Here is an 11,267-nt window from a genome sequence, read left to right on the forward strand (position 1 = left end):
TATTGGCACAACGCTTGCTTTCCAATCTTGTATGCAAGACTTGTTGCCACAGCAGAACGATCAGACCGGCATAGACGAAGCCATCGTCTCTGCAATCCTCTCCGCCCGCATTCGCCCCGGCACGCGGTTGGGTGAAAGCGAAGTCGCGAGCCTCTTCGGCGTTTCTCGCACCCGGGTCCGCGAAGCGATGATGCGGCTCGAGCAGCGCGGCATCGTCAAGGTTAGTCCGCGGCGCGGCTGGTTCGTCGTCGAACCCTCGGCCGAGGAGGCGATGATGGTTTATGCGGCGCGGCGCGTCATCGAGGCGGGGCTGCTGCGCAGCATGGAGGCGTTGACGGAAGGCGGCCGCGACACTCTTCATGCGCATCTGGCGGAGGAAAAGCTGGCGATTGCCGCCGGTGATCGGCAGCGGCTCACCTGCCTGATGGGCGACTTCCACATCCGCATCGCCGAACTTTCCGGCAATACCATCCTGGTCGAGATCCTGCGCGACCTGACGGCGCGCACCATCCTGATCTCGCTCATCTACCAGTCCGATTTCCACGCCATGCAGTCGCATCTCGGCCATTGCCGCATCGCCGCGGCGATGGAGGAGGGCGATTTCCTCAAGGCGGCAGAACTCTCCGTCGAGCATTTGGACGAGGTGGAGACGGGGCTGGACCTCACCCGCCGCCCTGATCCGCTGGCCGATCTCCGGCACTCCCTTTCGCTGCCGCCGCAGAACGCGGCCGCGTCGTCGAATGCACCCGGCAATGCCAAACCATGACATCAACAGAGGAGAATGACCCCCAATGCTTTCGAGAAGAGTTTTCGTCGCTATGGCGGCAATGGTCGCCGCGATCGGCTTCGGCTCCGTGGCGCAGGCCGATGCGCTCGACGACATCACCGCCCGCGGCACGATCCGCGTCGCCGTGCCGCAGGATTTTCCGCCCTTCGGCAGCGTCGGCCCGGACATGGCGCCGGTCGGTTATGACATCGACATGGCCAATCTGATTGCCGAGAAGCTCGGCGTGAAGGTCGAACTGGTGCCGGTGACGAGCGCCAACCGCATCCCCTACCTGCAGACCAACAAGGTCGATCTCGTCATTTCGAGCCTCGGCAAGAACCCGGATCGCGAAAAGGTCATCGACTTCACCGCCGCCTATGCGCCTTTCTACAACGGCGTCTTCGCCCCGGCCGATTTTGTGGCCACCAAGCCGGAAGAGCTTGCCGGCAAGACCATCGGCGTCACCCGCGGCGCCGTCGAGGATCTGGAACTGACCAAGGTGGCGCCGGCCGACACCGTCATCAAGCGCTACGAGGACAACAACGGCACGATTTCGGCCTTCCTTTCGGGCCAGGTCGAGGCGGTCGCCACCGGCAACGTCGTCGCCGCGGCGATCCTTGCGAAGAATCCGCCGAAGCGGCCGGAACTGAAGTTCCTGATCAAGAACTCGCCCTGCTATATCGGCCTTTCCAAGGAACAGCCGGCGCTGCTCGAGAAGGTCAACGGCATCATCGGCGCCGCGAAGACTGACGGCAGCCTGAACGCCATTGCGCAGAAGTGGCTCGGCACCGACCTTCCGGCCGAACTCTGATCACCCCAAGCCACTCCGCGCGAGCGGGGTGGCTTCACCGCCGTTTGCAAACAGGGGTGCGCCTTGAACTATCACTTCGAATTCGGCTGGCTCTTCGAATACTACCCGCAGATCATCAAGGGGATCGGCATTACGATCCAACTGATCGCCATCGGTGCCGTCGCCGGCATCTCGCTCGGCATTGTCTGCGCCTGGGTGAGGGCGCTCGGGCCCCTGTGGCTGAAGCCGGTGGTCGCCGCCTATGTGGAGCTGATCCGCAATACGCCGTTCCTGATCCAGCTCTTCTTCATCTTCTTCGGGCTGCCGTCGCTAGGCCTGCAACTCAGCGAACTGCAGGCGGCCAATATCGCCATGGTCGTCAATCTCGGCGCCTATAGCTCAGAAATCATCCGCGCCGGCATCCAGGCGACGCCGAAGGGCCAGTTCGAGGCGGGCGCCAGCCTCGCCATGACGCCCTTCGAGACCTTCCGCCACGTGGTTCTCATTCCGTCGCTTCAGCGCATCTGGCCGGCGCTCTCCTCGCAGGTCGTCATCGTCATGCTCGGCTCCGCCGTCGTGTCGCAGATCGCCGCCGAGGACCTGACCTTTGCTGCCAATTTCATCCAGTCGCGAACCTTCCGCGCCTTCGAGGCCTATATGGTTTCGACCGCCGTCTACCTGCTGCTGGCCGTCCTGCTCCGCCAGGTGCTCGGCACGGTCGGCTGGCTGATCTTCCCGAGGAGGGCAGCCAAATGATCGAGTTCACCATCTGGGACGTCCTGCGCAACCTGCTGCTTGCCAGCCGCTGGACGATCGTTTTGTCGCTCGTCTCGTTCATCGGCGGCGGCCTCGTCGGCCTGGTCCTGCTGTTCCTGCGCATCAGCCGGCGCAAGTGGGCGCGGGCGGTGGCGAAATACTATATCGAGCTGTTCCAGGGGACGCCGCTCCTGATGCAGCTCTTCATTGCCTTCTTCGGGCTTGGCCTTTTCGGCATCGACGTGCCGGCCTGGCTGGCGGCGGGGCTGGCGCTGATCCTCTGGAGCGCGGCCTTCCTCGGCGAGATCTGGCGCGGCTGCGTCGAGGCGATCGCCAAGGGGCAGTGGGAGGCCTCCGCCAGCCTCGGCATGGGGCGGCTGCAGCAGATGCGCTACGTCATCCTGCCGCAGGCGATGCGGATCGCCGTGCCGCCGACCGTCGGCTTTTCCGTGCAGGTGATCAAGGGCACGGCGCTGACCTCGATCATCGGCTTCGTCGAACTGTCGAAGGCCGGCACCGTCGTTACCAACGCCACCTTCCAGCCCTTCACCGTCTACGGGCTCGTGGCGCTCATCTATTTCGCGCTCTGCTGGCCCTTGTCCAAGAGCAGCCAGATCCTCGAAAGGAAGCTCAATGTCGCTCATCGAAATCACTGACGTGCGCAAGAGCTTCGGCGACAACGAGGTGCTGAAGGGCATCGATCTCGATGTCGAGCCGGGCGAGGTGATCGCCATCATCGGCAAGAGCGGCTCTGGCAAGTCGACGCTGCTACGCTGCATCAACGGGCTCGAGACCATCAGCGACGGCTCGATCTCGGTCGGCGGCGCCCAGCTTCTCGATGACGAAGCGCATCTGAAGGCGTTGCGCCTGAAGGTCGGGATGATCTTCCAGCAGTTCAATCTCTTTCCGCACCTGACGGTCGGCGGCAACGTCATGCTGTCGCAGATGGTCGTGAAGAAGACGCCGAAGCCGGCGGCCGAAGCGATGGCCCGCAAGATGCTGGAGCGGGTCGGACTCGACCACAAGTTCGACGCCTATCCGGACGAGCTCTCCGGCGGCCAGCAGCAGCGCGTGGCGATCGCCCGCGCGCTGGCGATGCAGCCGATCGCGCTGCTATGCGACGAGATCACCTCGGCGCTAGACCCGGAGCTGGTGGCGGAGGTGCTGGCGGTCGTGCGCGAGCTTGCCGCCGAGGGCATGACGCTGCTGATGGTCACCCACGAGATGAAGTTTGCCCGCGACGTCTGCTCACGGGTCGTCTTCATGCATCAGGGCCGCGTCCACGAGATCGGCCCGCCGGAGGAGGTCTTTGCCAATCCGCGGACGCCGGAACTTAAACAGTTTCTCGGCGTCCATTGAGCGAACGGGCACGGATCAGGGCCGCACGGTGATGCGGCCCTTCATGTTCGGGTGGTAGCGGCAGATGTAATCGAAGCTGCCCGGCTCCTGCAGCCGGAGGCGGCCCGATTTCTTCGCCGGCAGCAGCACTTGCGCGCCGCCCTTCACGGTAGCGGTGTGGATGAGGGAATCCTTGTTGATCCACTCGATCTCATCGCCGACTTTCGCTTCGATCTCCGCGGGCGCGTAGGCCAGCCGGTCGATCGTCACCTTTATCGTTTCCGCCTGCGAAGGAGCGGCGATCGCGGCCGCTCCGAGCAACAGGGTGGCAACGGCCGCGTGGTATACTGCCATGCTCATTTCAATTCCGCCGCGACGTGCTCGGCATGCTGCTGGTGGCCCTGGAACAGCTTCAGCCCCGTTTCGAGCAGGCTCTTGAGTTCGCCGTTCTGAGCGGCCGGGATCAGCATTGTTTCGAGCGCGCCGTTGACCTGCTTGTGATAGGCGACCTCGTGCTCGACATAGGCCCTGTCGAACTCGGCTCCGGAAAGCTTCGCCAGTTCCTGGCGCTTCGTTTCGGCCGCTTGCGAGAGCGCCTTGCTGGTGTCGTTGTCTTCGGGCGTGACATTGAGCTTCTTGACGAGGTCGAGGGCTTGGCTGTTCACCGCCTCATGGTCGCGCAGCATGGTCTCGGCGAATTCGACGACGGCCTTGTTCTTCGACATGGCGATCGCTTGTTTCGCCGCTTCGATGTCGAGCACGCCGGCCGTATAGGCGATATGGGCGATCTGCGGGTCCGTCGGCTTGTCGGCGCCAAGCGCCCCAGTGGCGCCGATGAAGAGGGCGATTGCCGTTGCAGCAGCTTTGAGGTTTTTGGTCATGGTGTGTTCCTTTCCTCGAGATCAGGCGTGAGCTTCAATCACACGCTTTGGATGCCTCGCGGGTGGAAACGTTCCCGTCTATTTGCTGTCCTTATTTGTCGGCTCAGGCGAAATGCGGGCGAGGACAGCCTCGGTCAGCCGCTCGCAGCGCTTGCCGGCGAAGGGGAAGGCATCGAGCAGCACCGGGCCGATCTGTTTTTCCAGTTGCTCTTTCAGCAGGTGCCGCGCGCGATGCAGCCGCGTGCGCACGGTTTCCGGACGAAGCCCGAGCAGGGAGGCGGTCTCGTCGTTGTTGAGCCCCTCAACCACGCGCAGCACGAAAACGCTCCGGTAGGCGTCCGGCAGATGATCCGTCAGCCTTTCGATAAGGTCGAGAATCTGTCGCTGTGCCATGGTCTTTTCCGGGTCGCTCGTGTTTGCGTTCAGCGGGAAGGCGATGATTTCCGCGTGACGCGATTGCCGCATGCTCTCGACGAGCGCCATCTGGCGCCGGCTCTTGCGCAGCCGGCCGAGCGCCTCGTTGATGACGATGCGGGCCAGCCAGGTGGTGATTGCGGCGTCGCCGCGGAATTCGGCAAAATGCGTGAAGGCGCGGACATAGGCCTCCTGCAGCACGTCTTCCGCATCATTGTTGTTGCGTACGATGCTCCGCGCGATCCGATAGAGCTTGCGGTTATGCGCCTGCATGACGGCGCGAAAGCTTTCGATATCCTCCGCACTGGGCGGGCTTTTCAGGCGATGCCGGGTCTCAACGCTGGGCATGATCGGCTCCCCATGGTCATGTTCTCGCGCATTGGATGCCGCATCGCGCGAAACGTTCCCAATCCGATAGCGGTATTATCGAATGTAGCGCGATGATGTCCGGATGCGAGCGTCGCGCGGACCGCCTTCGAAGATACCGTGAGAAGCGCATCAAAAGAGAAAGCCCGGCGCGGGAGGAGGTGCGCCGGGCTTTCGATCCTGATCGGCAACTGGGAGGAGGAGGGTTGCCGATCCCTCGACAGAGCCGGGAGGAGGAGTGCTCTATCGATAAGTCATACAATAATGTTGCGTTGCAGCAATTGCAAGCCCGAAACGCAAATTAATTTGTCTGACCGGTAAAAAATGATCTGGAATTGCGACGGCGGTAGGGCGAGCGGCGCGCTTGAATGGCTTGCCTTCAGGGCAAGCTGCGCCAGATTCGCAAGCGTAGGAACGAGGGAGGCGGCCATGGCGGATAAACGAAAGGCGGCTCTGGTGCGGATCACCGGAAGGGTGCAAGGCGTGTGCTTCCGTGTCTGGACGCGCGACGAGGCCGAACGCCTCGGCCTTGCAGGTTGGGTGCGCAACGAAAGCGATGGTTCGGTGACCGCCCTGATCGCCGGGGCGGACGCGGCTGTCGACACCATGCTCGGCCGGTTTTGGAAGGGGCCGCCGGGCGCCGCCGTCGCCAGCGTCGCGAGCGAGGATGCCACTGAGGCGCCGACGGGGTTTCGGATCACGCGATGACGTGGTGCGGAGCGGAAAAGACCCCTCCCACAACTGGAAGGACGGTACCGCACTCGCTCCTCGCAATCTTGACCTCTTGCTGGACGCTGCAACGGCCACCCGTTCCCCTCACTGTCTTTATTCGCAAAGGCTGGAAAAGGTCGGTCAGCGCGGCAGTTTAACCCTTTCCCTTGTTGGGGGGGTTAAAGCTGCGGGCTAAAGTTCCTACACCCGCTCCAGTGCCACGGCGATGCCTTGGCCGACGCCGATGCACATGGTGGAGAGCGAATAGCGCCCGCCGATTTCGGCAAGTTCCAGCGCCGCAGTGCCGGTGATGCGGGCGCCGGACATGCCGAGCGGATGGCCGAGCGCGATGGCGCCGCCGTTGCGGTTGACGCGCGGATCGTCGTCGGCGATCCCGAGTTCGCGCAGCACCGCGAGGCCCTGGCTGGCGAACGCCTCGTTCAGTTCGATGACCTCGAACTGGTCCTGCGTCATGCTGAGCCGCGCCATCAATTTCTGCGAGGCGGGCAAAGGACCGATCCCCATGATGCGCGGCGGCACGCCGGCCGTGGCGCCGCCGAGGATGCGGGCGATCGGCTTCAGGCCATGTTTCCTTGCCGCCGCCTCGGAGGCGATGATCAGTGCCGCCGCGCCGTCATTGACGCCGGAGGCATTGCCGGCGGTGACGGAGCCGCCGGCGCGGAACGGCGCCTTCAGCTTGGCGAGCGCTTCAATGGTGGTGGCACGCGGGTGCTCGTCGCGGTCGACGACGATTGCTTCGCCCTTCTTCTGCGGGATCGTGACGGCGACGATCTCCCGGCCGAGCCGGCCGTTCGCCTGGGCGGTCGCTGCCTTTGCCTGGCTGCGCACGGCAAAGGCGTCCTGGTCCTCGCGCGAGATTTTAAAATCCTCGGCAACGTTCTCGCCGGTTTCGGGCATCGAATCGACGCCGTATTGCGCCTTCATCAGCGGGTTGACGAAGCGCCAGCCGATCGTCGTGTCGTGGATTTCGGCGTGGCGCGAAAAGGCGCTGTCGGCCTTGGGCAGGACGAAGGGTGCCCGTGACATGGATTCGACGCCGCCGGCGATCATCAATTCCGCCTCGCCGGCCTTGATGGCGCGGGCGGCGGCGATCACCGCATCCATGCCGGAGCCGCAAAGCCGATTGATCGTCGTGCCGGGGACAGTGACAGGCAGGCCGGCGAGCAGCATGGACATGCGGGCGACGTTGCGGTTGTCCTCGCCCGCTTGGTTGGCGCAGCCGAAGATGATGTCGTCGACCGCCTCCCAGTCGACGGAAGCATTGCGTTCGGCAAGCGCCTTCAGGGGGATGGCGCCGAGGTCGTCGGCGCGCACCGAGGAAAGCGAACCGCCGAAGCGGCCGATCGGGGTGCGGATATAATCGCAGATGTAAGCGTCGCGCATTAGGCTGCCTCCTTGCCCGGGCCGGTGCCCTCATGGGCCTTCTTGGTGCGGGCGTTGATGTCGCGCAGCACCAAAAGCTCGGTCTCGGTCGGCGCTGGGGTTTCGATGACGGTCGCGGCGAACTTGATCGGCCAGCCGCAGTTCTCGACGATCCGCTCGCGGCTGACGCCGGGATGGATCGAGACAACGGACAGTTCCTTTGTTTCGGGGTCCGGCTCGAGGATGCAGAGATCGGTGATGACGCGCGTCGGCCCTTTGGTCTTGAGGCCGAGCCTTTCGCGGGTGTTGCCGCCCTCGCCGTGGCCCATGGAGGTGACGAAGGGCAGCCTTTCGACAAAACCGCGCTTCGACAGCGCCATGGTGATGAAGATGCGGCCGCAATTCGAGGCGATTTCCGGCGCGCCGCCGCCGCCCGGAAGGCGGATCTTCGGGTGGTCGTAGGGGCCGACGACGGTGGTGTTGAGATTGGCGAAGCGGTCGATCTGCGCGCCGCCTAAAAAGCCGGTGGTGATGCGGCCGCCCTGCAGCCAGTAGCGGAACATTTCCGGCACCGAGACGGTAAAGAGCGCGGTATCGCAGAGCTCGCCGTCGCCGATCGACAGCGGCAGCACGTCCGGTTTGGTGCCGACGGTGCCGCTCTCATAGATCAGCGTGATATCCGGCGCATGCGTCAGCCGGGCGACGTTGCAGGCGGCCGAAGGCGCGCCGATGCCGACGAAGCAGACGTCGTCGTTGGAAAGTTCGCGCGCCGCGGCGATGGTCATCATTTCAGTGGGGGTGAAATCCGTCATCATCGCCTCCCTCAGGCAACCTTGGCCGAAGTCTCGGCATGGCGCGCGTAGTCCTCGGGTCGTGCGTCGAGCACGTTTTCCTTGATCCAGGCGGTGAACGTCTCCCGGTCGCGGGCGATCTCGTCCCAGCGGATGTAGAAGGCGTTCGACCGCGGATAGTAGCCATGCGCATAGGACGGGAAGGCGCCGCCCGGTACATGGGCGACCGCCGTCACCGCCCAGCTCGGCAGCACCACGGAATTGGGAGAGGGCGGCGAGAGTTCGTCGACGATCTCCTCGACGGTGACGATCGAGCGCCTGGCGGCAAGCACCGCCTCCTTCTGCACGCCGACGATGCCTTCGATGAGCACGTTGCCTTTGCGGTCGGCGCGCTGCGCGTGGATGATCGTCACGTCGGGCCGGATCGCCGGCACGGCGGCGAGCACCTCCCCGGTGAAGGGGCAAGTGACGCTTTTGATGTTCGGGTTCACCTTCGGCAGGTCGGCGCCGATATAGCCGCGCAGCATGGCGAAGGGCAGGTTTGCCGCGCCCGCCTCATAGGCGTTCGCCATCGCCGCATGCGAGTGCTCCTCGATCTCGAGCGGCCGCGGCCACTGGTTCTCGACCGCGTCGCGAAAACGGTGCAGCGAGCCGACGCCGGGATTGCCGCCCCAAGAGAATTTCATGCCCCGGGCTGCGCCGACGCCGATCAGCTGGTCATAAAGAATGTCCGGCGTCATGCGGACAAGGAACAGGTCCTTCCTGCCCTGGCGGATCACCTCATGACCGGCGGCATAGGGAATCAAATGGGTGAACCCCTCCATGGCGACGGTATCGCCGTCGCGGACATTCTCCGCCACCGCCTCGGCGAGCGACATTATGCGAGCCATCCAACTCCTCCTCTGTTTGCGGCACGCGTCTTCCAGGAACGCTGGGTTCCGGCGACCGGCAGCGTCGGAAATAAGCGCTCATTTCAGTCAGTCGTCAAATATTTTGTGCGATATTTGACACTTGTTCATATAGCGCACAGAATACGGCGAATTTAATGAGGGTCGAATCATGCGGGAAACGGATTTCGTCAGCGGTTTTGCGCGTGGCTTGAAGGTCATCGAAGCCTTCGGCGAGGCGCAGCCGCGACTGTCGATCGCCGAGGCATCGAAGCTCACGGGCCTCGATCGCGCCACCGTCCGGCGCTCGCTGCTGACGCTCTCGGAACTCGGCTATGCCGATTACGACGGCAAGTTCTTCACCCTGACGCCGAAGGTCTTAAGACTCGGCCACGCCTATCTTTCGGCGACGCCGCTGCCGGCGATCGTCCAGCCCCATCTCGATCAGCTCTCGGAAAAGGCGGGGCAGAGCGCCTCCGCCTCCGTGCTCGACGGCACCGAGGTCGTCTACGTGGCGCGCGCCTCTCAGCGCCGGGTGATGTCGATCAACTTAATGCCGGGCTCGCGGCTGCCGGCCTATTGCGCCTCGATGGGAAGAGTGCTGCTTGCCGCGCTCCCTGAAAGCGAGGCGCGGGCGATCCTGGCGCGCACCGAGCTCAAGGCCAACACGCCGCATACTAAGACCGATCCGGAGGAACTGATGGCAGAACTTCGCAAGGTGCGCGAGCAGGGCTATGCGCTCATCGACCAGGAGCTGGAACTCGGGCTGTGTTCGATCGCCGTGCCGCTGATGAACGCGCGCGGGCAAGTGGTCGCGGCGCTCAATATCGGCGCGCCTGCGGCCCTTGTCGCGGCCGCCGAACTCGCGAAACGGTATCTGCCCCTGCTCAAGGAGACGCAAGCGGCGCTAAGGCCGCTGGTGCAATAGATTGCGCCCCCCTAAACCGCCGGGCCGGCGCTTACCTGGTGACTTCCAGGCCCAGCTTGCGGCGCAACTGCTCGACACGCTGCTTGAACATTGCGTGGCGTTCGCCCGGAAGCGTCGCCGAGAGGACCATTGCAACGAGTTGCTCTTTCTCGCGCTCGTCGAGTCGCGGTTTCAGCAACTCGGTCGACTTGTCGATCACCCTTGGCACGTCCGCGACCTGGTTGGTCGCCCATTTCGCGTAGACGATCGCCTCTTCGAGATGCTTTTCATTCGCGACGATTGCGCCGATTTCTGTGCGAACCCGCATTTCCAGCGCCTCCGAGACAACGGCGTCCTCCGCCGCAATTGCCAGGAGGACGGTGGCGGCCGCCGTGACGGGATCGTCGATGGCCGTGACTGGTGCCAGGGCGGCCTTCTTTCGTAGCTTGCTGCGCCTAAAGCTGCCGCGCACCCGACCGACCGCATCCGCCACTTCACCGGCCGCCTCACTCATGATCTTGAGGCGATACCACCAGAAAGCGGCCACGCCGAGCAAGCCGAACACTGCCAGAATGATGTGCATGGTCCAAAGCCCCCGCTCCGTCTGTTGCCGTGCGTTGACTATATGAACACAACTTAGACGACAAGTCGGAATGTTGGCGAAGCCGAACGGCAATCACCGATTCATGTCGCAACGGTTGCTTCTATCGGCGCCGTTGCTTCCTGAGTTTTTCCATTCTTTCCGGCGGGTCGATGAATAACACCAGCACAACCGCCACTGCTACCAGGATGTAGGGCGGAACGCCGGTGGTTGCGCTGACAAAGGCAGCAATCAGCATTGCGGCCGCAATATAGATTCCGATCGACAGGGGACTGGATAGCACGTTCCAAGTGAGATCGGACATACGATCTTTCCACCTGCTGTCGAACGCCGCCATAGCTGAAGCTCCCCATAAAATGGACCGGAAGGGGTGATGGATCGTTTTCGGTCAGCCGCATCGACTGCCGCAATACGTGTCGAACGAACCATACGGCAACTGACATCGCAGCGGATCGGACCTTTGGCGGCGGAAACGCCTCCCTTAATCGGACCAAAGTCCGTTAACTTGCCGGAGAAATCGTCACTGCGCGCCGCCGCATCGTCAATTATTTGCGTTGATGCTGCAGTGCGGCAGAAATCGCCTGCGTGGCCATGAATTCACCAAAACTTCGCGACAAAACGCTATTGCGGGTTGTCCCTGGGATGCGGGTGACACCTCTCGCAAGCGGCAAGCCGG

General features: G+C 63.5%; 15 protein-coding genes. 7 read left to right on the forward strand and 8 right to left on the reverse strand.

The genetic code is table 11. The features are described 5' to 3' along the window. The first annotated feature begins 31 nt into the window (after window positions 1–31). The 5 genes from ATC00_RS14285 to ATC00_RS14305 all read left to right on the forward strand — a co-directional run bounded on the left by ATC00_RS14285 (window position 32) and on the right by ATC00_RS14305 (window position 3,671). Complete coding sequence (locus ATC00_RS14285) at window positions 32–766, forward strand: GntR family transcriptional regulator (RefSeq protein WP_064253285.1); 735 nt, start codon at window positions 32–34, stop codon at window positions 764–766. Window positions 767–791: 25 nt separating this feature from the next. After that, the gene (locus tag ATC00_RS14290) at window positions 792–1,577 is read left to right on the forward strand and encodes a transporter substrate-binding domain-containing protein (RefSeq protein WP_064253286.1); all 786 of its coding nucleotides are present in this window, start codon (window positions 792–794) and stop codon (window positions 1,575–1,577) included. Between the two features lie 63 nt (window positions 1,578–1,640). Then, a complete protein-coding gene (locus ATC00_RS14295) occupies window positions 1,641–2,312 on the forward strand; it encodes an amino acid ABC transporter permease (RefSeq protein ID WP_064253287.1) in 672 nt (223 codons plus the stop codon). Beyond that, entirely contained in the window at window positions 2,309–2,968 is a 660-nt protein-coding gene (locus ATC00_RS14300; RefSeq protein ID WP_064253288.1) for an amino acid ABC transporter permease, read from the forward strand. Before ATC00_RS14295 ends, ATC00_RS14300 begins: the two co-directional genes overlap by 4 nt. Continuing rightward, window positions 2,946–3,671 (forward strand): amino acid ABC transporter ATP-binding protein, encoded by a 726-nt coding sequence (locus ATC00_RS14305; protein WP_037383731.1) that lies wholly within the window; start codon window positions 2,946–2,948, stop codon window positions 3,669–3,671. The genes ATC00_RS14300 and ATC00_RS14305 overlap by 23 nt, the downstream gene beginning before the upstream one ends. 15 nt (window positions 3,672–3,686) lie before the next feature. Here the strand turns inward: ATC00_RS14305 and ATC00_RS14310 are convergent, their stop codons facing one another. From ATC00_RS14310 to ATC00_RS14320, 3 genes are all read right to left on the reverse strand, one after another. Continuing rightward, window positions 3,687–4,010: a cupredoxin domain-containing protein gene (locus ATC00_RS14310; RefSeq protein ID WP_082912337.1), complete on the reverse strand. Its 324-nt coding sequence runs from the start codon at window positions 4,008–4,010 to the stop codon at window positions 3,687–3,689. Beyond that, on the reverse strand, window positions 4,007–4,531 hold the full coding sequence (locus ATC00_RS14315; protein WP_037383735.1) for a DUF4142 domain-containing protein: 525 nt from the start codon (window positions 4,529–4,531) through the stop codon (window positions 4,007–4,009). The genes ATC00_RS14310 and ATC00_RS14315 overlap by 4 nt, the downstream gene beginning before the upstream one ends. Before the next feature lie 78 nt (window positions 4,532–4,609). After that, window positions 4,610–5,293, reverse strand: coding sequence for an RNA polymerase sigma factor (locus tag ATC00_RS14320; protein ID WP_064253290.1), 684 nt, complete (start codon window positions 5,291–5,293; stop codon window positions 4,610–4,612). Between the two features lie 447 nt (window positions 5,294–5,740). Here ATC00_RS14320 and ATC00_RS14325 point away from each other — a divergent pair, with 447 nt between their 5' ends. Continuing rightward, entirely contained in the window at window positions 5,741–6,019 is a 279-nt protein-coding gene (locus ATC00_RS14325; protein WP_064253456.1) for an acylphosphatase, read from the forward strand. 204 nt (window positions 6,020–6,223) lie between these two features. On the opposite strand, the gene pcaF is transcribed toward ATC00_RS14325, so the two are convergent. The 3 genes from pcaF to ATC00_RS14340 are packed head-to-tail and all read right to left on the reverse strand — an operon-like array spanning window position 6,224 to window position 9,086. Next, window positions 6,224–7,426 (reverse strand): 3-oxoadipyl-CoA thiolase, encoded by a 1,203-nt coding sequence (pcaF, locus tag ATC00_RS14330; protein ID WP_064253291.1) that lies wholly within the window; start codon window positions 7,424–7,426, stop codon window positions 6,224–6,226. Then, on the reverse strand, window positions 7,426–8,217 hold the full coding sequence (locus ATC00_RS14335; protein ID WP_064253457.1) for a CoA-transferase subunit beta: 792 nt from the start codon (window positions 8,215–8,217) through the stop codon (window positions 7,426–7,428). The genes pcaF and ATC00_RS14335 overlap by 1 nt, the downstream gene beginning before the upstream one ends. Window positions 8,218–8,228: 11 nt before the next feature. Further along, window positions 8,229–9,086 carry a CoA transferase subunit A gene (locus ATC00_RS14340; protein WP_064253292.1) on the reverse strand — a complete coding sequence of 286 codons (858 nt, stop codon included), beginning with the start codon at window positions 9,084–9,086 and terminating at the stop codon, window positions 8,229–8,231. A 169-nt stretch (window positions 9,087–9,255) separates the two neighbouring features. Here ATC00_RS14340 and ATC00_RS14345 point away from each other — a divergent pair, with 169 nt between their 5' ends. Continuing rightward, window positions 9,256–10,011: an IclR family transcriptional regulator gene (locus ATC00_RS14345; RefSeq protein ID WP_064253293.1), complete on the forward strand. Its 756-nt coding sequence runs from the start codon at window positions 9,256–9,258 to the stop codon at window positions 10,009–10,011. A gap of 31 nt (window positions 10,012–10,042) precedes the next feature. On the opposite strand, the gene ATC00_RS14350 is transcribed toward ATC00_RS14345, so the two are convergent. Together ATC00_RS14350 and ATC00_RS14355 are read right to left on the reverse strand one after the other, a co-directional pair. Next, window positions 10,043–10,666, reverse strand: a complete 624-nt coding sequence (locus ATC00_RS14350; protein ID WP_234782312.1) for a hypothetical protein — start codon at window positions 10,664–10,666, stop codon at window positions 10,043–10,045. A 28-nt stretch (window positions 10,667–10,694) separates the two neighbouring features. Then, window positions 10,695–10,895: a hypothetical protein gene (locus ATC00_RS14355; RefSeq protein ID WP_082912339.1), complete on the reverse strand. Its 201-nt coding sequence runs from the start codon at window positions 10,893–10,895 to the stop codon at window positions 10,695–10,697. Between the last annotated feature and the right edge of the window lie 372 nt (window positions 10,896–11,267).

It is taken from the genome of Sinorhizobium americanum (genome assembly GCF_001651855.1).
GTDB lineage: Bacteria > Pseudomonadota > Alphaproteobacteria > Rhizobiales > Rhizobiaceae > Sinorhizobium > Sinorhizobium americanum.